Below are 23174 nucleotides of genomic sequence, written 5' to 3' on the forward strand. Positions count from 1 at the left end.
TCAATAATTGACGTAGGTGTTTTCTACCGAACCATCATCGTATAAATCCACGATCGCATACCCGGCAGCCGTATGATGATACCTACCAAACCACCATGCTCCACTAACGGCTCCATTACAGAAATAGGAAATACCGTTATAATCGACCCGGTCGACAAGATGAATGTGGCCACTCAGGGCTGATTTCACGTTTGGGTGACGCTGAAACAGGTTGGTCAATCGAATCGTATCGCTGTGCATCCAGCGGGCGGGTATATTCCAGTTTTCACCGGCAAAACGCTGACCATCAAAAAAGACACAGGCGGCCAGAATTGGAACGTGTGAGATCACCAGAATCGGCGTTTCGGCAGGAGTTGCCCTTAAATCAGCTTCAAGCCAATGGTATTGTTCATCGTCGATATGAGCCGTATACCAGCTTCCATCCGCTTTAGGCTGAACGCTGTCGAGAACAATAATATGCCAGCCATTGCGGTCGAGGCTGTAATACCGGCTCGGCATCTGCAACTCATCCATTGCCCACTTACGACCTGCTTCAAAACAGGCCGTGGTTTCCTGCTTACACCAGATATCGTGATTGCCAATACAGTTCAGAATGGGTAATGCGTTCTCATTCTGCAGAACATCCTGATAAAGCCGCCACTGCCGACGAACGCTATCCTGCCCACGGCCATGTGCTTCCATAACTGCATCGCCCCCGTTGATAATCAGATCAGGTTTGTCTGGCAGCCCCTGTGCATGGTGGAGACACTTTTCAAAGCCTTTTGCGGCCCCCACCAACGGTTGAATATGTACATCCGTTAAATGCGCGATTCGGAGCGCCCGTTGTTTTGATGCTGCTACCAGAGGAGCAGCGGTCAACTTAGTAGTAGAAAGAGCCGCAAGGCCCGTACCCATTCGCCTAACTACGTCCCGACGATTCATGCATACATTGGTTTGCGCAAAGTACGGACTCGCCTGTGAACTGCTGATTAAACGCGTTTTATGTTTCTGTTAGTTAATTGCGGACTTCAACCGGATTTGTTCACAGAAAATCAACATGTTATACTCATCTGGCGGAACTTTAGCAGGATAGATCATGAATATTGATGACCACTTTTCGTCAATACCTGGACGATTCCGGTACGAATACAATGCGGCTGAAAAGCAGTATGCGATCAGGCTGGAAAATCTGCAAAGCCGTCAATAAACTCGTTCCAGCTTTACGCGAGGCCACCGAATCGATTCGGTGGCTCGGATGCGTATTCAGACAACATAATTTACGGGGTTACTGATCTGTCATATAGGCATATAAGGCCTGATCTAATACCTCGCCATCCTTGATGGCGCTCCGGCGCATAATACCTTCCAGCTGATAGCCAACCTTCTCCAATACTTTTATGGAAGCCGTATTTCGGACAAAAGGGACAGCATAGATACGGGTTAACTCAAACTGGTTAAAGCCATATTCGGTTACGGCTTTTAAGGCCGCCGTCACGATCCCCTTTCCCCAATAATGCTCGCCCAGCCAGTAACCCACTTCGGCCGAACAACGCTCAATATCCTGATGCAACTCTAAACCAATGGCTCCCACGGCTTCACCGGCAACATCAATGGCAAAGCTAATCTCTGGCTTTTGGTCAATTACATGCTTAATCCATGCCTGTGCATCCGTTTGGGTGTAGGGATGTGGGAATCGATCCCGCAGGTTAAGCCAGATTGCTTTGTTATTGGCATGGATGTGAAGACGTTTTTCATCGCCATGCTGCCAGGAGCGGATAACACAAGGGCCACAGTCGATACGCATACTGATGTGTTTACGTCAAAGGAAATACAGTTTCTGATCAGAATATAGCGAAAGTATTACCAGTCCGAATACATTCGGACATACATAGGCTACTAAAACAACTAACCGTGGCTTGAAATCATGAATTGGAGACTGGCGACTTTCAATGGTCTTATTAATTTCGGTACTGCTCAAAAAAAGGTTGCCTAATGAACCTCCCCAAACATGAAACGTTCAGGAAGCTCATTAGGCAAACCGTTCATTACTCATAAGCCAGAGCTTCGCGTGTGGTGAGCTTGTTAGCCCGGCGCGCTGGAAATAGGGTTGCCAGATAGGAACCAGCCACAATAATTCCGACCCAGATGCTACAGGCAAGCGGTGAAATTATGAGTCCCAATTGCGTACGGAAAGCCAAATTGCCAATAAAACGCCCAAGATAGATTGACAGAAGCAGAGAGAATCCAAAGGCGAGTACAATACTCAAGGCCCCAATTGCCAGCCCCTCCCACACAATCAGGTTTCTGATTTTCCGGGGTGTTGCGCCAATGGCCCGCATCACACCGATTTCGCGCGTTCGCTCCATAACATTCATACTCATCGTAGATAACAACCCAAGCGTACCGACCAATGCCATAAGTATGGCCATCGCCAGCAGTGAATTTATTAAGATCTTCATGTGGCCCGCAATGGCATTATGCAACAGCCAGACCGGTACGCTCGAACGAACGGGGATATTCTCCCGCTCAAGTACCTTTTCAACTTCACGGGTTTTGTTGGTTGCATACGCTTTATTCCGATCCATAAACGCAATACGCAACGAGGTTGAGCGGCCGTCAGTAGCCATGTACCTGGCAAAGGCATCTGAAGAAACATAAGCGGTTGCCGGAGAACCAACATCTTCCGTAAATCCGATCACGTTCCAGGTTGTTGCTTTTCCGTCGACGGATAGGGTTATGGTGTCACCCAATTTGATACCCGGCGATACGGCGCGGGCTAACTGATTCAATACCACATCGGTTGCGCTACGCTTACTTAACCAGCTCCCTTCCAGTAAGGTAGGTTTTAATAATCGGGTTGGAATCGGAATCGCCTGTATCGTAAAACTGCCATGGCCCTTATCTGGATATGTATGCGTAATGGTATAAGGGCCATCCTTCAGGAATGAAGCAGGGGCATAAGTACCCATTTCCACGATCTTCACCCCAGGTATATTCTTCAGTTTTGCCGCCAGCGTTTCGGCTTGAATAGGCTCGTTTAGTCGTATTTCAAGATCATATAACCGTTGCGTATAAATTCGGCGCAGGTTATTAGTCCAGGCTTCCGAGACATTCATCGCCGTCATAAACATAGCTCCACCAGCGGCCAGCAAACCGAGTGTCATACCTAATCGTGAGCGTTGCCGAAAAGCGTTCCGCAGAGAAAGCTTAAGGGTATCGCCTAAAAATCGGGCCTGAGTTAGCCAGGTAACCCAGCTCGAATGAGCCGAACTCGTTTGTGATAATCCATAATGGTCCATAGCGCTCCGTACCGACAGCCTGCTTCCCCGGATAACGGGAACCGAAACGGCCAGAACAGGAATGACGATACCAGTAGCCATCTGTACCAGAAACACCCAATTCGGTATCGAGCGATCGGTCAGGTCGATATTGAGCAGTACGGCAATTTTTGTGTAGAAGATCGAGGCAGCCACCCAACTGAGTGGTATGCCGATACTTAAGGCTGCCAGGCAAAGCAGAAGCATCATAAACAGATAAAGTCTGGCGATCTGCCCCGAGTTCGCACCAATTGTTTTCATGACTCCAATCTGGCGAATCTGTTTCACCATCAGCGTAGCCATTGATGTAGCAACCAGAATGGATGCCAGAATCAGAATCAGAAAACTGAATACGATAAAAATGGACATCACGGCATTCATTTGACCCTGGTGAGGGTGCCGATTCGGTGGTGGAACCTGAATTTCGTGGATCGCATAACCTCTCTTCGATAGCCAGGCCGAAACCGCTTTTGCCTGCTGGGTAATGTGCTGCCGGGAGTTTTCATTCGTGCTCACCTTTATTTTGAGCTGATCAAAATTTTGGCTTTCTCCTAGCCAGTGCAGCGTAGCCAGCGTAATGTACCCATAACCAGCCTGTTCCTGCCAGGCCGGAGCCAGTCCCGGATCATGGACAGTGCCCGTTATTCGAATTAGCTTTGGTGAACCGTTTTGGGTTTTTATCGTAATTTCTGCCCCTTCTCCGGCATCCATCATGCCCAACGCTGTTCGTTCGGCAAGCATCGCTCCCAGCGAAGGTTCGGTATCGCCAGACACATGATTGAATTTACTGATGTGTAACTTCCTGAAATCGTCAATAACAAAAAGCAGCAAGGGATACCACTTATCGTGGATTTTCATTCGGGCTTGTAACGTAGCGCGCCGGTCGGCTTCCTGAATACCGGGCAGCGTTTTTACACGATCGACTAGTTCGCGCGAAATACCTTCTTCCAGCTCAATAGTGGCCGAGGCTGGTTGGGTGCCCAGGTAGTTCACTGCCATTTCCCGCTTCACGACCGCATAACCGCCCAGGATGCTACCAATGCCAAATACGCCAATGGCAATCGCGAGGACTAGCATCATGTTTTTCGGATAATCCGATGTCAGGTCCCGCAGGACTTTCAGGTATCTGATTTTCATGAGTTCAGGTCGTAGTTAGGCTGCTACCGTGAAGGTATTGGTAATAACCCCATCCGAAATAGCGATCGTATTCTCAAAAAAGGCCGAGAATTCTTTTTCGTGGGTAACAACAATGACGGTCTTACCTGCCTGAGCCAGCGAAGCGAACAAGAGGAAAATGGAGGATGCCGTTTGAGAATCCAGGTTGCCGGTTGGTTCATCGGCAACGACAATGGGAGGGTCATTTGCCAAAGCCCTTGCAATGGCCGCCCGTTGCTGCTGACCACCCGATAAGGTCGAGGGAAACTTATCGGCCTGGTCAAGAATACCTACCCGATCTAACTGCTGGAGGGCTCGTTCTTTCCTGTTCTTCTTCGGGTACGTATCGCAGAAATCCATTGGCAGCATTACATTCTCCAGAATTGTCAGCGTAGGAAGTAGCTGAAAAAACTGGAACACTACCCCAATAGTTCGGCCCCGCCAGGAAGCCAGCGCGCTCTCCGAAAGTTTGTCAATGTGAACTCCATTGACCGAAACACTTCCTTCGGATGGCTTATCTATACCGGTAATGAGGTTGAGCAATGTGGATTTCCCACTACCCGATTTCCCGGTTACGGCCACTAGTTGTCCCGCTGGAATACGAAGGGTAACATTTTTTAAGGCCTGAAATGAGCCGGAAGCCAGCGTAAATGATTTCGTGACGCTGGTGAGTTCGATTGCGTTTTTGTGTTGCACCTTGTTCGTTTGTTTTTAGGCAATGTTCGGGAACAAGAGCACGCTGATCGTCTGGTAAAATCCTGTTGGACGTCTTATTTCGGAACCGTTTTCATATACTCGGTTGGGGTCAGGCCGGTGAAGCGTTTAAAGATAAGATTGAAGGTCGATTTCGATTTAAACCCGGCTTCCAGGGCTACCCCCAGCAGACTAAAGTGCTTCATTTTAGGATCATTCATAAACTCCTTTACCTGCTCGACACGGTATTTATTCACGAAATCGTAAAAGTTATCGCCCACACCCTCATTGATCAGGTGTGACAAAACACTCCGGCTAAGATTAAGCTGTTTGGCCAGACTGCTAAGGGTTAATTCCGGATCGAGATAGGGCTTTTCGTCTTCCATGAACAGGCGTAAACGATCGATCAGTTGCTGGTCGGGTTTCTTAACCACTGTTTCCGGCGAAGGTGAACTCGCCGGAATTTCGGCATCATCAAACTGAAAAACCTCTTTCTGAAGTATCCCTTTGTAGCCTAAAGCGAATATAGACAGTGAGAAAATTACCGCAATGGTCCGATTTATCCAGGCCATATTACCATGATGAATCAGGTTAATCAGAACAAGCAGAAAAAAGAGAGTGATTCCCAGAAAGATCCCCATAAAAAAGCGCACCCAGGCAATGCTAACATTCTCGGTATTGGAGACCTCCTGTTCAATGAATCGCTGATACGACAGCCATCGTTTATTGATAAAGAACAGATACACAGAAAATTGAACGACCACGAAAACCCAGAACAGAATAGCCAGCCAATGTGAATGGCCATTTAAATGGACTATCACAGGGTCGTCGGAAGGTATTTTTTTTAGAATAAGTGAGGAGAAAATCAGTACCAGGAACGGAATAAAATGAACGGTTAACCGAAACGATTGTTTGGCTTTGTGCCCCGTAAGTTCCTGAGTATAAAACCATAACAAAGGAGCAATAAGAAAAAAAGTAGGATCGCCGAGCCGGAAGGCTTTGATGGAAAAGTGCGTCATTATCCGTCCGGCATATAAAATGTGCAGAACACTGAACGACATGGCCAGGAGCAAAATGGAGAGAAACAGATTCGCCCGGCTTTCCCGAACGCTCTTGCTGTTCAGGAGCAACGTAACAAAAATCCCCTGTACAATGCCTGCATAGGTTAAAATCAGAGAAAGCTGTTCGAAAAATACCGACAAGGTGCTGAATGGCTCTGGAATGAAAAAACACGTTTTACGGGCGTAAAAGTACGAATTGACGCCATGGCACTCGTCCAGCTGGATTCTGATGGACACGTTATTGTCAACAAACCATCGCTTTATTCCCAACGCCGTTTCCATATGATGGCCAGCTCACCGGTTGTACTCAACTAGAGCTGATGTTACGGTGAAAGCCCTCAATACGCTTTTGTCAGAGCCCCTCTTTCGCCAGCATGTCGTCGGCTTCCGTGTCTTTATAAGCAAGTGTTTGTTTCTTGAGCTCCTTTTTTAGCTGGCTGATTATAGCTTGATTTTTGGGATTGGCGTAATCATTTTTCAGCTCATTTGGGTCGGTTTTCAAATCAAAAAACTCCCAGAATTCGCCGTTTCCGTAAAAGTATATCAGTTTATAGCGATCTGTCCGAACACCGAAATGTGGCAACACCCGGTGATCGGCCGGATATTCGTAGTAATGGTAATAAACAGCTTTGCGGGCCTCGCTCGGTTTTGGTAGCGGCAAAAACGACTTTCCCTGCATATCAGCCGGGATTGGCAGGCCCGCCATTTGCAGAATGGTTGGCGCAAAATCGGTGTTGACAAACAGTTGATTCGTAACAGTGCCCGCTTTGAGCCTGGGCGGATACCGAACCAGCAATGGCATATGCATCGACTCTTCATACATAAACCGTTTGTCGAACCAACCGTGTTCACCCAGGTAAAATCCCTGATCTGACGAATACATTATCAGGGTATTGTCGCGCATTCCCTGTTTATCCAGATAATCGAGCACACGTCCTACATTCCGGTCAACTGACAAAACACAAGCCAGATAATCGTGCATATACCGTTGGTACTTCCAGTTATCCAGCGCTTTACCCGTCAGATTCCGGGATTTAAAGTCTTGATTGAGTGGATCATAGTAGGCTTTCCAGGCACGGAGTTGAGCTGGATTCATGCGCTTAATGATTGGCATCGTATCAATATCGACTTTCAGGTCGAGGCCCAATCGCATGGTGGTTGTGATCTGCATATCCTGATGCTGGGCCGCTTTTCTGCCTTCATAGGTGTCATAAAACGTAGCGGGTAACGGAAATGTCTGGCCATCAAACGCGTGCAGGTCGGTGGTGTCGGGTTGCCATTCGCGATGGGGGGCTTTATGACCAATTACCAGACAAAACGGCTTCGATGTATCCCGATTATTTTGCAGCCAGTTCAGCGCATCATTGGTAATCAGGTTTGTCACATAGCCTTCCTTCCGAACAGTCTTACCATCCATCTGAATGATATTAGGATTATAATACAATCCCTGGCCTGGCAGCACTTCCCAGAAATCAAAGTACTGAGGATTCGCTTTAAGATGCCATTTACCAATCCAGGCTGTTTGATAACCAGCCTGTTGCAGGTACTTCGGAAACATCGGCTGGCTGGCATCGAAGGTAGTGTAGTTGTCGCGGTGGCCGTTACTATGGCTGTATTTCCCCGTCAGCAATGTTGCCCGGCTAGGTGCACAAATCGAATTCGTGCAGAACATGTTCTGAAACACAGCCCCTTCGCGCCCAATCCGATCAATATTTGGGGTTCGAATGTAAGGACTACCATAAGCGCTGATGGCTTGCAGGGCGTGGTCGTCGGAAAAGATAATGATGATGTTTGGCCGGGGAGTAGCCATTTTCGTTACCGGAAACCAACGAAAAGCGGCAAGGCCAAGCAGTGTAATCAAGCCTAAAAAAGCGTTCGTAAACCAGGTCATTGTTTTTTCGAATAAGGATAGGGCTTTCGTTCAGAAGCACGGTTCGCCGTTGCTGTGCCACGGTTTTGAACGAAACCACGAAGTGACCAAATTACATCAATTAATTGTTATTCATCTCAACACTACCTCACCTGTCGTTACATTCAACAGCAGGTTTGTTCCCTGTTTTAACGAAAAACTAACCGACTTTCCATTTTTTAGCCGAATCGTTCGTAAACCACCTTCTTTAGTATGCAACAGGAGCAAGCCCGAATTAGCGTAGGTAAAGTCATTTTGTTCGTTGTAAATATGGCAACCAGCTTGCCGAAATACCTCCCGGAAGCCGTCTGTGCCATTCAGCGGTAAAGCACAGAAAACCGATGTGTATTCTTCACCTTGTTTGCGGGCGATAATGGCCTGCCCGGTGTCATCTAACTCGGCCAGCGTCTGCGTAGTTTTATCATTCACAATCAGCAAAGGCTCCACAATTCCGCTAAATTTATAGGTATAGCTGGGCTTTAAAAATTTCACTATCGGGATCTGGTTACCATGGGCTCGTTCCAGGTTCATACCCGTCAGCGATTTCACAAAATTCAGGTCTAGTCGATTGCCATTGGTATAACCCGTCAGGTAGTTCCAGACGATGGTACGGCCATTTTTTGCTACCTTTTCCATGATAAATTTCCGCTGGGTATCCGTCAATTTATAGACGTTCATGAACACAACGGCTTTGTATTGATCCAGATTAAGCCGGTCGAGGTCAAAATCATAGACCTGATCACCAACCGTACCTGACCGTAAAGCCTGTTCAATGGATTGGTCAAGAACATTAACCGTAATGGGTAATGGGGCCGATTTCAAATAATAAAACACATCCTGGCTCCAGACATACAATACATCGGCTTCGGAATGATAGGGAATAGACAGTCGTTTTTCGAAAAACTGTTTCTCCTCCTTCATACTGGCCAGATATTTCGGATTATCCCACCAGCCGAAACCCTTCTGTGGACCAAAGTCATAGAACCAGTAGCCAATACCCCGCATCAGTGGCAGTAAGGCACACCGCCGAATGATGTTGGCGTAGGTCGAGTCGTACCGTTCCGTGTAACGGATGTTCTCAAAATCGTTTTTAGCATGCAGATAGCCGTTATCAATCTCATCGAGCCATAGTTTACCATGTAACAAAGTCGATTCAATAATGCCCCGCGAGTTACCCGACCCGCCCGCTTTTCGGCTGTCGGGCCAATAGGTTTGTGGAGCCGATAAGTAGTCGATGTAGGGACTATCCAGAATCTGCCTGATGAATAAATGCCCGCCCACCGTCTGACGGTTGAAGGTCATGTGCAGATAGCCGTAGAAAATACCCGTAACAATGGGACGAGGCCAGGTTTCTTTCACTAACCTGCAGAAGTAAATCGCATCGTCGGCCACCACTTGTTGCTGAGCGTTGAAGTAATCAATCGTACGCTGCTCCTGAACGGGATCTTTGAAAAAACCATCCTGGGTCCTGAGCCGCTCGACGGTAGTGGGCACCGTTGCATTGTCGAGGGTAAAGCCCTTTGTTTGCCAGCTTTTTTGCAGGTTTTTAGTGGTTTTATATTTCGCTCTGAGCCAGTTACGAAAATAACTCGTCATGGCCGGACCCGTATCAGGATCATGCTCTATGAAGCCCCAATAATGCCATTCACCGTAAATACCACCGGCTACATGCATGCCAATGACGGCATTTCCTTCGGGAGTTTTCGCTAGTTTCCGGCACAGTTCGGCCAGCTTTTCCCCTGATTCCTGCTTCCATTTAGCCGACGCCAGACTCGCCCGCAGGGCTGCGTGAATATCGTGTTCTTCATTATGATACGGCGGCCCCGCTTTCAGGGTTGTATCGACCGGAGCATCGGCAAATTGTGTGCACTCGTCCGGATTAGCTTTGTTCCACCAAAAGGGCGCGTTGACGTGAATGCGTATTACAACGCTGGCATCGGCGCATTGATCGAGCACTCCCCGCACCTGCCGCTGTGCCTTACGGATATCGAGTGTGTCGCTGTTTTTAGCCCAGATATCTTCAAGCCACAAATCAACCTGAAACAACCGAAAGCCGATCTGGCAGAAATTATTCAGATTTCGGGCAGGCACCTCCTCCCACGACCATCGTCCGCCATACGCATGCGTAAGGGCATAAAAGGTGGGCGTTTGGGCAACTCCGTTGACAAATAGTGTGGGACGACCGTTATCGGGCCTAATCACGGCCGATTTAGGCGACTGAGCGTGGAGAGCCTTACCAACGCAAACCAGAAACAGGTAAAAAATAAGCTTCATCGAGTAGGTCGAGATGGATTGTACTTCCTTTTCACTAGTGGTTTCGTCGCTAGCGTTGCCAGTATCCTATTTACCCTAAATCAATAATTTCTCTGTCCTACTCTATCAGGCCTTTCTCCTGGTTGCTTCCTTTCTTCATTAGCGATGCTTTATTTACATTCACTCATAAAAAAACGGCTATTCTTCAGTCTGTTTCGTCAAGCATAAAGATATGCTCTACGGGCTTACCGAAAACCTGCGCCAGTTTTAGCGCCAGAATCGTTGACGGAACATACCGCCCTGTTTCAATAGAATTGATGGTCTGCCGACTGACTCCAATACGGTCTGCCAGCTCATTTTGTGAGAGATCATGCTCGGCCCGCTCAACTTTCAGTCGATTTTTCATAGCGTGCGTGAATGATCGTTGTCCCGAAAATAAGCCAGCGAAACCGGGCGATGAAGACCAGCAGAACCGTAAACATGTTGTAGATCAGAACGGTAAAAAACGCCATGTCATAAACCGTCAAAATGGCAATTGCCAGCACCAGATAATTGGCATACACACTCCATTGCAAGGCTTCGAGCCGAAGTTGCCCGATCATTTCGTCTTCTACCTTCTCGCGCGAAAAAGCAATAAGCAATAGACCAGTAATGAGCCCAATACCAGCCAATTCGTCGGTCAAGTTTTGTGGAACGGTGTCACCCGGTATTTTCCAGCTACCGAACGGAACTGCCAGAAAAGGCAAATTAAATTCAGCATATAGGTTTGCGAATCCCAGCACAACTGATGGAATGAAAATCAGCCAGCCAATCAGGCGGTACGAATGCGGAAATAACCATTTCGTTTTCATGTAATCTGTTCGTTTATACCAAAGAAACGTAAAGTTAATTTTCCTTATTGTAAAGTATTCTTTACATTTTTATCAAAAAAACTGCCGGGCATCATAGACCCGGCAGCTAATCAAATAGCCTGATCATAGTCACATCTTAAATAGCGGATCCATCAGCAGCCACTTTTCTCCCGGTTTTGCCATCGGCAAGGTCTGCTGGTAGGTCGACATCAGCGCTTCCCATTCCTGCACTTTCGGGTTGGCGGCATCGGCAGCCGATTTGGCCTCAAACGAAAACGTTTCGTCAGTTTCCATAATCATGAATAGTCGATTACCGATTCGGTAAATCTCCATCTCCGTTATACCCGACTCCCGGATGCTGGCTTCAATTTCGGGCCGGATTTTTTTATGATATCCCTCATACTCAGCAATTAGAGCTGGGTCGTCTTTTAGGTCGAGAGCAAGACAGTAACGCATAGTTAAGGAGCGATTTCGGGTGCGATGTTAGGATTATGTAGATCACTGGTATTGGTCCGATAGCCGTTCAGCGCAAAATAAACGATGAATGCGAAGCAAATTAGCGGCACCAGCAAGGCATAAACTGCACCCTTAGCGAACAAAGCGCCAGCTACTAAGGGCATCAGAGCCCCGCCTACAATGCTCATAATCACCAGCGACGATGCAATTTTCGACTCGGCGCCCAATCCTTTAGTAGCCAGCGCGAAGATGGTCGGGAACTGAATTGACTGGAAGAAATACGTAAAACTCAATGCAATCACTGCCGTGAGTCCGCCAGCCAGCATAGCGATAACGACCATCGCTACCGCACCAATGGCATAAATGGCCAGAACGACATTCGGCCTGACACGTGTCATTAGCGACGTACCAACGAATCGCCCCAGCATAAACAGGACCAGTGCGAACGAAGCGTGGAATCCTGCAATTTGCGTCGCCGACAGATCTGTTGGTGAGCCGGTTATCGCATTAATAGCATTCATATAGGTTTCCGCCAGTGCCCAGTGTCCATCCCGTGAGAAATCAAGCTTAAGATCAACAAAATAGCCCCACAGAGTTGCCTGAGCGCCCACATTAGCAAACTGTGCAACAACCCCCAACGCCAGATGCCGATGTCGCAATACACCCCAGATGGATGTTTTGCCCGCAGCCTGTTCTTCCTCAGCGCCCACTTCGGGCATTTTTGTTACGGCAAACAAGACGGTTACAAAGGCAATGATCGATCCGATGACCAGATACGGACCCTGAACAGAGAGCGCTTCCTCGATTCGGATCGTTTCTGCCTGGGCAGGAGCCATGGCGGTGAGCATTTCGGGCGTGTACTCCGTTTTGGAGAAGATAAACAACGCCCCGATAATTGGCCCAAGAATGATACTGATGCCGTTGAATGACTGTGAAAAGTTCAGTCGCCACTCCGACTTAGCCGGATCACCAAGCACCGTAACGTACAGATTAGCAGCCGTTTCTAAAAAAGCAATTCCGCAAGCCATCGTGAATAATGCCAGCAGGAAAAAGCTATAGACCCGGACTTCGGCAGCCGGATAAAACAGGAATGCTCCTCCGCCATAGAGCAGTAAGCCAAACAGAATTCCGCGTTTATAGCCAAATTTCCGCATGACATATCCGGCGGGCAAAGCCATGAAAAAGTAGCCCAGATAGAATGCAAAATCGACGATGCCAGCCTGAAAACGGTTCAGGTCAAGTGCAATCTGAAACTGCTTAATGAGTGAGCCGTTGAGACTATTAGCCAAACCCCACAGAAAAAACAGACTGGTAACGAGTGCAAATGCAAGACCGTAACTGCCGCTATCGCCCGACTTAATTTTGGGCGGAGTCGTTGGTGTTGGTAAAGCCATTCTTTTAGGTTTAGGTGTTTGTTTGGGTAAGTAGTGAACAGCGGCCAGTACAGTACGTGCCGTTCCTATGCATCAATCAGTACACGGTAGAGCCAGCGGCTCGCAACTGTTCACTTTTGTTTAATCAATCCGTAATCGACCGATCAAGATGTGTATAACCACCATCAACATGAATTAATTGGCCAGTTGTATGGCTGGATTTATCTGATAACAGGAATGCAACCGCATTCGCAAGCTCTTCGGTCGTTGTCATGCGGTGCTCGAGCGGAATTTTCGAGACGATCTGCTGAAGTTTTTTCTCCGGATTGGGCAAGGTTTTAATCCAGTTGGCGTATAAAGGCGTCCAGCTTTCGGCCACAATCACACAGTTGACCCGAATACTATAGGGTAACAGTTCGACCGCCCATTCGCGGGTCAGCGCATTACGCCCACCATTGGCAGCGGCATAAGCTGACGTGTTCCCCTGCCCTGTTTCGGCCACTTTCGAGCCAATATTGACAATGGCTCCCTTCGACTCTTTGAGGGCTGGCAAGGCATGGTGCGCCATCAGGTAATAATGGACCAGATTTCGATGAAGCGATGCCATAAAATCCTCATAACTACCATTTTCCAGCCCTACACCGTCATTAACCCCCGCATTATTGACGAGTCCGTCAATGCGGCCAAACTGAGCCAGGGTTTGCTCAACGGCACGCTTACAGTCTTCGGGTTTGGTTAATTCGGCGGAAAACTGATGCGCCTGCCCACCCGTTGCCCGAATGGCGTTAACTGTCCGAAGGTTATCGTCTTCGTTGCGGCCAACAATAACCGGGATGGCCCCTTCTGCCGCCAGGACCGTCGAAATCCCTTCGCCGATGCCTTTTGCCCCGCCTGTAACGAGGATGATTTTATTGGTCAGGTTTAGATTCATTGTTGGCTGGGCCAAGCTCCAGCTTGGCCTGTCGAGCTTTATATTAAAAGGCCAAACTGGAGTTTGGCCCAGCCATTACAGGCTATAAAAAGTCACGGCATTGGCTCCCATCACTTTCGCCTGAACCTCATCACCCCAGGGAATAAGGTATTCTTCGATGAGATTTTTAACCTGAGTGTAATTGGCCGCTACCTGACATACGGGCCAGTCGGAGCCAAATAGCAGCCGGTCGGGACCAAATTGTTCAAAGGCCACATCGAGGTATGGGAAAAAATCTTTCTTACTCCAGTTTTGCCAGTCGGCCTCGGTTACCATGCCCGACAGCTTGCACGAAACATTCCGGTGCCTAGCGATTTCAGTCATAAAATTCGACCATCGGCTAATCTCCTGCTTTTTGATATACGGCTTCGCCAGGTGATCGATCACAAAATTAACTTCCGGAACCTCGCGCACCAGATGCAAAGCCGCTTTAAGCTGGCTGGGATAAATCAGGATGTCGTAGGTAAGACCAAACTCGGCTAGTTGACGGATGCCCTGAATAACGGCAGGTCGCATCAGAAAATCGTCGGGTTCAGCCTGAGCTACATGCCGAAACCCTTTAATTTCCTTATACGTTGAGAACGCCTGTAGTCGGTCGTGCAGGGCAGGTGATTGCAGATCGACCCACCCGACAACGCCTTTAACAATGTCGTAGCTCTGTGCCATGCTGAGTAGAAACATTGTCTCTTCTTCTGACTGCGAAGCCTGAACGGCAACACAGCCATCAACTCCGTTTTCAGTCAGAACAGGCTCCAGATCGGCGGGCAGGAAATCGCGCCGGATTACGGCCATATCCTCAGTAATCCAGCTATCACGAACGGGATCGTAGTGCCAGAAATGTTGGTGAGCGTCAATAATCATATGGTTACTTCAACACATACGGTAGCATGGATAATGAGCAAGTCTTACCCGATCATCATCCATGCTACCGTATTCATTTTCCATTAAACGAAACTGCCGTCTGTTTCTGCTCACCCAGCCCTTCAATCCCCAGTTCGACCACATCGCCGGGTTTCAGGAATCGCTGTGGCTTCAACCCCATACCGACACCAGCTGGTGTTCCGGTTGAGATGACATCACCCGGAAGCAGGGTCATAAACTGACTGATGTAGCTAACGAGCGTCGGCACGTTGAAAATCATATCGTCGGTATTGGAATCCTGCAACGGCTCTCCGTTGACATTCAGCCAAAGACGAAGGGCATTCGGATTCTCAATCTCGTCTCTTGTGACCAGATACGGCCCCAGTGGAGCGTATGTGTCGGCACTCTTGCCCTTCACCCACTGACCACCGCGCTCCAGTTGCCAGGCGCGTTCGCTGTAGTCATTATGCAGCGCGTAGCCAGCCACGTAGTCCATCGCCTGATCCAGTTCTACATAACTGGCTTTCTTACCAATAATAATGGCCAGTTCAACCTCCCAGTCTGTTTTTTCAGACCGCTTTGGAATCACAACATTGTCGTTTGGACCCATAATAGCGGTTGTTGCCTTAAAGAACAGGATTGGTTCGGCCGGAACAGGTGCATTGGTTTCGGCTGCGTGTTTGGCGTAGTTCAAACCAACGCATACAATTTTAGATGGGCGTTTGATACAAGGCCCGAAGCGTTCATCAGCCGGAACTTCGGGACAGTTCTGGGCATGAGAAGTGAGCCAATGTGTCAATCGTTCAGGGCCATTGCTGGCGAAAAATGATTCGTCGAAATCTTCGCCAAAATGGGTTACGTCAATGTGCTGGCCGGAAGGCAATAATACACCAGGATGCTCGTGATCGGGCTGGCCGAAGCGGAATAGTTTCATGCAGAAAAAAGATACGTTAACTGGTAAAGCAGACTAGGCTACAAGTTTAACCATTCTTCGGGAAACCTGACTCTCTGGAGATTTATGATTTTAGACAAGGAAACCTGTATTTGATTACTTATAATTTACAGGATCAGTATATTTCCTACCTATTTCGCCTTCAATTTTAACTATCCCTTACTTATGAAAATTTATACAGCACTCTTTTTAGGTCTCTTTTTTTCAAATTTGTTGACCTTAGCTCAGTCACCAGCGCCTTTGGCCACCAATGGGCGGCTTAAAGTTGTGAACCGGCAGTTGACCAATGAAGCCGGGAAAGCGATCCAGCTCCGGGGTATGAGTACCCACGGCCTGCATTGGTTTGGCCAGTGTTATACGCAGGCATCCGTACAGGCACTAGCCGGTAGTTGGGGCGCTGATGTCTTAAGAGCCGCTATGTATGTAGATGAAGGCGGCTATCTCAATGATAAGGTTGGCATACGCACAAAAGTCAACCAAATCGTCGACTGGTCGGAGCAGAACGGTATGTACTGTGTTATCGACTGGCACATCCTGAATCCTGGCGATCCCAACGTTCATACCGCCGATGCCAAAGAGTTTTTTCAACTGATGGCTCAGCGTAATGCGGGTAAGAAAAACGTTATCTACGAGATCTGTAACGAACCGAACGGAGTAAGCTGGGGCCAGATTAAAAGCTATGCAGAGCAGATTATACCCGTCATCCGCCAATATGATCCCGAAGCGATTATTCTGGTAGGAACACCCAACTGGTGCCAGCGTCCACAGGATGTACTCAGTGATCCGCTAACCGGAGCCAATGGGTATAATATTATGTATACCTTTCATTTCTACGCAGCATCGCACTTTTTCCAGAGCGATATTCAGTCGGTCGTCAATTCGCTTCCCCTGTTTTGTAGTGAATGGGGAACCTCTACCTATTCGGGTGGTGGCAGCCTGGATTTTAACAATGCTCAGGCATGGCTAAATCTGATGGCCGGTCAAAATTCGGCTGGTCAGAAAATCAGCTGGTGCAACTGGACGTTTAGCCAGGCATCAGAAAGCTCGGCCGCCCTGAACGCCAATGCCTGCGATAATCAGCAGTGGAACAATACGAGCCCTTCGGGCACCTGGGTAAAAGATCATATTCTGAGCCCAGTCGATGATTTTGGCCCTGCAACGCCCTCTGTTTCACTCACAAGCCCGGCCAATAACACGACCATAACCATTGGTCGTTCGGTAACACTTACAGCTGCCGTTAGCAATACCACGGCAACTACCGTTGAATTTTACGAGGGAACAACTAAGCTTGGTGAAGATGCAACGACACCCTATTCGTGGATTATCCCGACGATTCAAGCGGGGAGTTATTCGTTCACGGCTAAAGCGGTGCTTCCCAGTGGAGGTTCCTTAACCTCATCAGCCGTGCAGGTTACGGCAGCTCCGGCACCCAACCAGCTACCAACCGTGAGCCTGACATCACCCGCCAACAATGCTGCGTTCCCGATTCCGGCAACGATTACGATTGCCGCCACTGCCGCTGATACTGACGGCAGTATCTCGAAAGTTGAGTTCTACAACGGAAGTACAAAGCTCGGCGAAGACACATCGATTCCGTATGCGTTCACCTGGACGGATATAGCCTCTGGTACGTATACCCTTACGGCCAGGGCCACTGATAATCAGGAGGCCGTTACGACCTCCGGCGCAATTACCGTATTTGTCTACAACCAGGGCGATCCGGACCCCACGGCTGATCTGATCGGGCCAAACTGTGTTTTCCAGAATGCCGTACAGCTTTTTGGCGTCAATTCGAGCAAACTACCCAACGCAACCAGTTTTTCGTGGTGGTGCACCGGCTCTACGAAGAGCATTACAGTTAGTCAACCCGGCAAAGCCAGCATTGACTTCGGCCCAGGCTTTACGGGAGGGCAGGTATGTGTCGGTATCAATTATTCCGTAGCACCCTGGTATAGCCAATACTGTAAAAGCGTTACGATTTGCCCCGGAACACCCCCAACAACGAATCAGGCTCCGGTGGTAACGCTAACCACACCAGCCAATAATGCGACCTTTACGGCTCCAGCCACCATTGCCCTGACAGCATCGGCCAGCGATCAGGATGGCAGTGTTGCGAAAGTTGAATTCTACAACGGCACGTTCAAACTGGGAGAAAGCACGAGTTCGCCCTATCAGTTTAACTGGACGGGTGTCGGCGCAGGCAGCTATTCGTTAACGGCCAAAGCGACCGATAACGCCGGAGCCACCACCACATCAGGTGTAGCTACTATTCAGGTAAGTAATCCTGTGCCAACGAATCAGGCGCCAAGTGTAGCGTTAACCAGCCCAGCCAATAACGCTATATTCACCTCACCTGCCACCATTGGTTTAACAGCATCGGCCAGTGACCTCGACGGAAACATAGTAAAAGTGGAATTCTACAATGGTACGAGCAAACTGGGCGAGGCTACCACTTCTCCTTATCAGTTTAGTTGGGCAGGTGTGAATGCGGGGAGCTATACACTAATGGCTAAAGCTACCGATAATCTGGGAGCTACCACAACATCGTCGACAATCACGATTAGCGTTGTGGCCCCACCTAATCAGGCTCCCTCTGTAACCTTATCTTCGCCAGCCAATAGCGCTACCTTTACGGCTCCGGCAACGGTAGTATTATCAGCAAACGCCAGCGATCAGGATGGCAGCGTTACAAAAGTCGAGTACTTTAATGGATCAACCAAGTTGGGCGAAAGCGCTGGCACGCCTTATCAGGTTAGCTGGAGTAACGTAAGTGCCGGTACTTACATGCTAACGGCCAAAGCCACTGATAATCTGGGTGCAACAACCTCGTCGGCAATTGTTACGATCCAGGTAAATAATCCAGTATCGACAACGGCGAACACCGATGCCGATCTGATCGGCCCTGATTGTGTGCGTGTCAATGAGGTCAAGAGCTACGAAGTGAATGCGCGAAATTTGCCCAATGCAACCCAGTTTTCGTGGTGGTGTACTGGCTCTACACAAAGCATAACGCCAACTCAGGCAGGCAAAGCGACCTATAACTTTGGGCCGTGGTTTACGGGAGGGCAGGTTTGCGTGGGCATAAATTATTCAGCGTCGCCGTGGTATAAATCATTTTGCAAAACGATAACGGTCTGTCCGGCCAATGCCCGAGTCGGTGCCGACGAAGTAGCCGATAATCTCGTATTTCCAAACCCAACCAACAACCGATTTACGTTTATAGCAGAACGGAATATCCAGTCGATGCGTGTTACCGACCAAACCGGCCGCGAACGATTTCAACTCGGTGCTGCTCGATCTGGTGAAACGGTAACGTTTGGCGAACAACTTTCGGCCGGTATTTACCTGTTACATATTCGCTACGAGAATCAAACCCCACGCGTAATCAAGTTACTAAAAGTGGGGAATTAAACTTATAAACCTATAAGGTCTGTGAGACCTTATAGGTTTTGGCTTAAATAGCTTAATTATTCAATCGAATAAAGCCGCCATCCAATGGATAATCGGTGCCTGTAATAAAGCCCGCTTCATCAGAGCAGAGGTAGAGTGCTAGAGCTCCTACTTCTTTAGGTTCAGCCATGCGGCCAATGGGTTGAGTTTTCGAGAGTTTCTCAAACATTTCGGCCTCCTGACCGGGGTAGCTTTTTGCCAGGAATCCATCAACGAATGGTGTATGCACCCGCGCTGGCGAAATGCAGTTACAGCGAATATTGTCTTTCAGATAATCTTTCGCCACAGAAAGGGTCATTGTCAGCACGGCGCCTTTGCTCATCGAATAGGCAAAGCGATCCGGAATACCAACTGATGCAGCCACCGAAGCCATATTCAGAATCACTCCTCCGCCATTGGCTTTAAAATGGGGAATAATGGCATACAGGCAGTTGTAAACCCCTTTGACATTGATCCGGAAAATTCGATCAAAATCAGCTTCTGCGGTTGTATCGGCCTTGCCGACATGCGCAACACCTGCGTTGTTGACCAGAATATGGATCGGGCCCTGTGCCGCAATCTGGCCAACCAACTCAACGACCTGTGCCTGATTCGACACATCGATAGCGTGCGCTTCGGCACGGCCACCCGATGCGTTTATATCATCGGCTACCTGGCGCGCCAGAGCTTCGTTGATTTCCAGTATGTGAACCGTTGCGCCAGCTTCCGCAAAAGTTTGAGAAATGGCCAGCCCAATACCACTGGCACCGCCCGTAACAAGGGCTGTTTTGTTGTTAAGAGAGAACATTATTTAGCGAGCGAAAGAATGAACGAGCGAACGAGTGATGACCGGGCAGACTGGCTAATGCGTTAGTTGCACAGATTCATTCGTTCGCTCGTTCACAATTTAAAGAGAAACACCCCGCTTCCAGGGAATAAAGTCGTCCTGACCAAGCCGCTCGGCCTGGGTAATTTCTTCACCGGAAGCCAGATGAATAATGTATTCCAGCAAGGCGTCGGCGTTTTGCTCGATGCTCTGCTCACCGTCGACAATTGGGCCGCTATCGAAATCAATGACATCGGGCATCCGGTTTTTGAGCGTCGTATTGGTCGAAATTTTAACGACCGGACTAACGGGATTGCCAGTCGGTGTCCCTAAACCAGTGGTGAACAGGATCACATTCGTGCCAGAACCAGCCATACCTGTCGTTGCTTCAACGTCGTTGCCAGGTGTGCAAAGTAAGTTCAGTCCAGGCGTAGTAACGGGTTCGGCATAATCCAGTACATCAGCAACGGGTGCTGTACCGCCCTTTTTAGCCGCCCCTGCCGATTTAATGGCATCGGTAATGAGGCCGTCCTTAATATTACCCGGCGATGGATTCATATCGAAACCCGACCCAACCGCTTCGGCCTGCGCCGAATAGTTGCCCATCAGGTCAATAAACTTCTGAGCCTTTGCCGTATCGGCGGTGCGGTTAATAAGCTCCTGCTCTACACCATTTAGTTCGGGGAATTCGGCCAGTACGGTCTTACCGCCCAATCCTACAATAATATCTGACAGATGCCCAATGGCGGGGTTTGCCGAAATACCCGAAAAACCATCGGACCCACCGCATTTTAAGCCAACCGTCAACGCGCTCAATGGAGCAGGCTTTCGTTCAATCTTGTTCGCTTCAATCAACCCGAGAAACGTTTCCTTAACCGCCTGCGACATCAACGCATATTCAGTTCCGGCCTGCTGCTCGAACAACAGCAATGGTTTATCGAACTTAGGATTTTGTCGTCGAATTTCGGTACCAATCATGTCGGCCTGCAAGTGCTGACAGCCCAGACTTAGAACGGTTGCCCCGGCAACGTTTGGGTTATTGATAAAACCCGCGAGTAGCGAACATAAATAAGCGGAATCCTGCCGCGTACCACCACAACCCATCTCGTGCGTCAGGAATTTGATGCCGTCGATATTTTTGAACGGCCGATTTACCTGGTGACGTGTATGATTAAGCGTTTGATTTTGTGACTCATCGACAAAGGGCTCCATCTTTTTGATGATATTCATATCACCAGCCCGGTAGAGACTCAAAAGCTCATGAACCTGCTCGCGGTAGGTTTCGGGTTGTGAATAGCCTAGTTCACGCTCGAAGGCATCTTTCAGAATCAGAACATTTCGGTTCTCACAGAACACCAGTGGCACGACCAGCCAGTAGTTGCGCGTTCCGACACTACCATCGGCACGATGATAGCCCAGAAACGTACGCCCTTCCCATTCCGACACGTCAGGAGCCTGCCAGGAGTAAGGTTGTTTTTTGTCGAGACCATAGCGGTCAGCATCATGCTTCAGATTAAACGTCGTAATGGGTTCTCCCCGACGAATGAGCTGAGTAGCCTTCCCAACCAGTACACCATACATGGTGATCGGATCGCCGGGTTGCCGGTCTTCCGTTACAAATTTATGTTTAGCACCAACAGCATACGGAAGGTCATAAACAGCATTATCAAACTCTATTCGTTCACCAGCCGATAGATTACGCAAAGCGACAATCACATTATCGGCAGGATGAACTTTTAGCACACGGGCAGACATTAGGAAGCTATTTTTACGGTAAGAAACGCATTGGTCCGAAATATACACTCTTTCTTAAAAAACTTTACACAACACTATTGCTAATGTGGGCAGCAATCCCAAGTTTTGGTCTCGGATTTCCTTCCTTACCTATGCCTCCTTCCTTTAGTACTAATCAAACCGGTTTACCGGCGGGCCGCCTGATGTCTATGGATGCCTACCGGGGCTTCGTCATGACGCTGATGGCCGCCGAGTTGCTGAGCTTCCATCGTCTGCACGAAGCCTTTCCGGATAGTTCGTTCTGGGCGTTTCTGGCCCACCATCAGGATCATGTGTCCTGGGCAGGCTGTTCACTGCACGACCTCATTCAGCCATCCTTTTCCTTTTTAGTTGGCGTGGCTCTCCCCTATTCGGTCGCCAGTCGGGCGGCACAGGGTCAACCGTTTCGCCTTCAGTTTGCCCATGCGCTTCGGCGATCGCTGATTTTAATTTTGCTTGGTATTTTTCTTCGCTCCACTCATTCAGATCAAACGTACTTTACATTCGAAGATACGCTCACACAAATCGGCCTCGGCTACCCTTTCCTGTTTCTGCTTGGCAAGACGAATTCCCGAACCGTTTGGCTTGCTCTGGGGCTGATTTTATTCGCTTACTGGCTGGCGTTTGTGCTGTACACGCCAGGCACGTCTTTTGATTATAGTAAGGTCGGTGTTCCGGCAAACTGGCCGGAGCATTATTCAGGTCTAATGGCGCATTTTAATAAGAACAGTAACCTGGCCTGGGCTTTCGACCGCTGGTTTCTTAATCTTTTCCCGCGTAAAAGTCCGTTTGAGTTTAATGGAGGAGGATATGCAACGCTTAGCTTTATACCAACGCTGGGCACCATGCTGCTGGGATTACAGGCTGGCCGGTGGCTTCGGTCCGGCTTATCGCCTGCTGACCTTCTGAAACGATTTCTTATTGCCGGAGCGGTTGGCCTGGCAGGAGGAGTTCTGCTCCATGTTGCCGGTATATGCCCAATTGTCAAGCGAATCTGGACACCCGCCTGGGTATTGTTCAGTGGTGGCTGGTGTTTTTGGCTACTGGCCTTTTTCTATTACGTTATCGATGTATCGGAACGGCGCAGTTGGGCGTTTCCATTGGTTGTAGTGGGTATGAATTCGATTGCTATTTATTGCCTGGTTCATCTGATCGACCGATTTATTATTACCTCTCTTTACACGCATTTAGGCCATAGTCCATTTCAGCTATTTGGCCCTGCTTATGAACAATTACTGGTTGGAGCTGCCACGTTAGGCATTTTTTACCTTATTCTCTGGTGGATGTACCGCCGAAAACTCTTTATCCGAATTTAA

18 protein-coding genes are annotated in these 23174 nt (G+C 48.7%); 2 read left to right on the top strand and 16 right to left on the bottom strand.

Annotation, left to right across the window (positions count from 1 at the left end; all coding sequences use genetic code 11):
* The 14 genes from GJR95_RS13735 to GJR95_RS13800 form a co-directional block, all read right to left on the bottom strand.
* A complete protein-coding gene (locus GJR95_RS13735) occupies positions 1-921 on the bottom strand; it encodes a metallophosphoesterase family protein (RefSeq protein WP_162386407.1) in 921 nt (306 codons plus the stop codon).
* A gap of 343 nt (positions 922-1264) precedes the next feature.
* Complete coding sequence (locus GJR95_RS13740; protein ID WP_162386408.1) at positions 1265-1783, bottom strand: GNAT family N-acetyltransferase; 519 nt, start codon at positions 1781-1783, stop codon at positions 1265-1267.
* Between the two features lie 241 nt (positions 1784-2024).
* Complete coding sequence (locus GJR95_RS13745; protein WP_162386409.1) at positions 2025-4433, bottom strand: FtsX-like permease family protein; 2409 nt, start codon at positions 4431-4433, stop codon at positions 2025-2027.
* A gap of 15 nt (positions 4434-4448) precedes the next feature.
* Positions 4449-5147 (bottom strand): ABC transporter ATP-binding protein, encoded by a 699-nt coding sequence (locus GJR95_RS13750; protein WP_162386410.1) that lies wholly within the window; start codon positions 5145-5147, stop codon positions 4449-4451.
* A 74-nt stretch (positions 5148-5221) separates the two neighbouring features.
* Entirely contained in the window at positions 5222-6487 is a 1266-nt protein-coding gene (locus GJR95_RS13755) for a helix-turn-helix domain-containing protein (RefSeq protein ID WP_162386411.1), read from the bottom strand.
* A gap of 70 nt (positions 6488-6557) precedes the next feature.
* A complete protein-coding gene (locus tag GJR95_RS13760) occupies positions 6558-8096 on the bottom strand; it encodes a sulfatase family protein (protein WP_162386412.1) in 1539 nt (512 codons plus the stop codon).
* Positions 8097-8207: 111 nt separating this feature from the next.
* Positions 8208-10388, bottom strand: coding sequence for a hypothetical protein (locus tag GJR95_RS13765; protein ID WP_162386413.1), 2181 nt, complete (start codon positions 10386-10388; stop codon positions 8208-8210).
* Between the two features lie 184 nt (positions 10389-10572).
* On the bottom strand, positions 10573-10773 hold the full coding sequence (locus tag GJR95_RS13770; RefSeq protein WP_162386414.1) for a helix-turn-helix transcriptional regulator: 201 nt from the start codon (positions 10771-10773) through the stop codon (positions 10573-10575).
* Positions 10751-11218 (bottom strand): hypothetical protein, encoded by a 468-nt coding sequence (locus tag GJR95_RS13775; protein WP_162386415.1) that lies wholly within the window; start codon positions 11216-11218, stop codon positions 10751-10753. The genes GJR95_RS13770 and GJR95_RS13775 overlap by 23 nt, the downstream gene beginning before the upstream one ends.
* 129 nt (positions 11219-11347) lie before the next feature.
* Complete coding sequence (locus GJR95_RS13780) at positions 11348-11674, bottom strand: L-rhamnose mutarotase (RefSeq protein WP_162386416.1); 327 nt, start codon at positions 11672-11674, stop codon at positions 11348-11350.
* 2 nt (positions 11675-11676) lie between these two features.
* The gene (fucP, locus tag GJR95_RS13785) at positions 11677-13068 is read right to left on the bottom strand and encodes an L-fucose:H+ symporter permease (protein WP_162386417.1); all 1392 of its coding nucleotides are present in this window, start codon (positions 13066-13068) and stop codon (positions 11677-11679) included.
* 124 nt (positions 13069-13192) lie between these two features.
* Positions 13193-13978 carry an L-fucose dehydrogenase gene (locus tag GJR95_RS13790; protein ID WP_162386418.1) on the bottom strand — a complete coding sequence of 262 codons (786 nt, stop codon included), beginning with the start codon at positions 13976-13978 and terminating at the stop codon, positions 13193-13195.
* A 75-nt stretch (positions 13979-14053) separates the two neighbouring features.
* On the bottom strand, positions 14054-14878 hold the full coding sequence (locus GJR95_RS13795; protein WP_162386419.1) for an amidohydrolase family protein: 825 nt from the start codon (positions 14876-14878) through the stop codon (positions 14054-14056).
* A 73-nt stretch (positions 14879-14951) separates the two neighbouring features.
* Positions 14952-15812: a fumarylacetoacetate hydrolase family protein gene (locus GJR95_RS13800; protein WP_162386420.1), complete on the bottom strand. Its 861-nt coding sequence runs from the start codon at positions 15810-15812 to the stop codon at positions 14952-14954.
* Positions 15813-15995: 183 nt separating this feature from the next.
* On the opposite strand from GJR95_RS13800, the gene GJR95_RS13805 reads away from it, so the two are divergent.
* Entirely contained in the window at positions 15996-19241 is a 3246-nt protein-coding gene (locus GJR95_RS13805) for an Ig-like domain-containing protein (protein WP_162386421.1), read from the top strand.
* 52 nt (positions 19242-19293) lie between these two features.
* On the opposite strand, the gene GJR95_RS13810 is transcribed toward GJR95_RS13805, so the two are convergent.
* Entirely contained in the window at positions 19294-20067 is a 774-nt protein-coding gene (locus GJR95_RS13810) for an SDR family NAD(P)-dependent oxidoreductase (RefSeq protein ID WP_162386422.1), read from the bottom strand.
* Between the two features lie 99 nt (positions 20068-20166).
* A complete protein-coding gene (locus GJR95_RS13815; RefSeq protein ID WP_162386423.1) occupies positions 20167-21840 on the bottom strand; it encodes a UxaA family hydrolase in 1674 nt (557 codons plus the stop codon).
* Between the two features lie 188 nt (positions 21841-22028).
* Here GJR95_RS13815 and GJR95_RS13820 point away from each other — a divergent pair, with 188 nt between their 5' ends.
* Positions 22029-23174: an acyltransferase family protein gene (locus GJR95_RS13820; RefSeq protein ID WP_162391699.1), complete on the top strand. Its 1146-nt coding sequence runs from the start codon at positions 22029-22031 to the stop codon at positions 23172-23174.

This window comes from Spirosoma endbachense (genome assembly GCF_010233585.1).
GTDB classification, from domain to species: domain Bacteria; phylum Bacteroidota; class Bacteroidia; order Cytophagales; family Spirosomataceae; genus Spirosoma; species Spirosoma endbachense.

Coding starts and splice junctions, on each gene's coding strand:
- GJR95_RS13735 (WP_162386407.1), bottom strand. CDS start 921: ATGAATCGTCGGGACGTAGTTAGGCGAATGGGTACGGGCCTTGCGGCT.
- GJR95_RS13740 (WP_162386408.1), bottom strand. CDS start 1,783: ATGCGTATCGACTGTGGCCCTTGTGTTATCCGCTCCTGGCAGCATGGC.
- GJR95_RS13745 (WP_162386409.1), bottom strand. CDS start 4,433: ATGAAAATCAGATACCTGAAAGTCCTGCGGGACCTGACATCGGATTAT.
- GJR95_RS13755 (WP_162386411.1), bottom strand. CDS start 6,487: ATGGAAACGGCGTTGGGAATAAAGCGATGGTTTGTTGACAATAACGTG.
- GJR95_RS13760 (WP_162386412.1), bottom strand. CDS start 8,096: ATGACCTGGTTTACGAACGCTTTTTTAGGCTTGATTACACTGCTTGGC.
- GJR95_RS13765 (WP_162386413.1), bottom strand. CDS start 10,388: ATGAAGCTTATTTTTTACCTGTTTCTGGTTTGCGTTGGTAAGGCTCTC.
- GJR95_RS13770 (WP_162386414.1), bottom strand. CDS start 10,773: ATGAAAAATCGACTGAAAGTTGAGCGGGCCGAGCATGATCTCTCACAA.
- GJR95_RS13775 (WP_162386415.1), bottom strand. CDS start 11,218: ATGAAAACGAAATGGTTATTTCCGCATTCGTACCGCCTGATTGGCTGG.
- GJR95_RS13780 (WP_162386416.1), bottom strand. CDS start 11,674: ATGCGTTACTGTCTTGCTCTCGACCTAAAAGACGACCCAGCTCTAATT.
- fucP (WP_162386417.1), bottom strand. CDS start 13,068: ATGGCTTTACCAACACCAACGACTCCGCCCAAAATTAAGTCGGGCGAT.
- GJR95_RS13790 (WP_162386418.1), bottom strand. CDS start 13,978: ATGAATCTAAACCTGACCAATAAAATCATCCTCGTTACAGGCGGGGCA.
- GJR95_RS13795 (WP_162386419.1), bottom strand. CDS start 14,878: ATGATTATTGACGCTCACCAACATTTCTGGCACTACGATCCCGTTCGT.
- GJR95_RS13800 (WP_162386420.1), bottom strand. CDS start 15,812: ATGAAACTATTCCGCTTCGGCCAGCCCGATCACGAGCATCCTGGTGTA.
- GJR95_RS13805 (WP_162386421.1), top strand. CDS start 15,996: ATGAAAATTTATACAGCACTCTTTTTAGGTCTCTTTTTTTCAAATTTG.
- GJR95_RS13810 (WP_162386422.1), bottom strand. CDS start 20,067: ATGTTCTCTCTTAACAACAAAACAGCCCTTGTTACGGGCGGTGCCAGT.
- GJR95_RS13815 (WP_162386423.1), bottom strand. CDS start 21,840: ATGTCTGCCCGTGTGCTAAAAGTTCATCCTGCCGATAATGTGATTGTC.
- GJR95_RS13820 (WP_162391699.1), top strand. CDS start 22,029: ATGGATGCCTACCGGGGCTTCGTCATGACGCTGATGGCCGCCGAGTTG.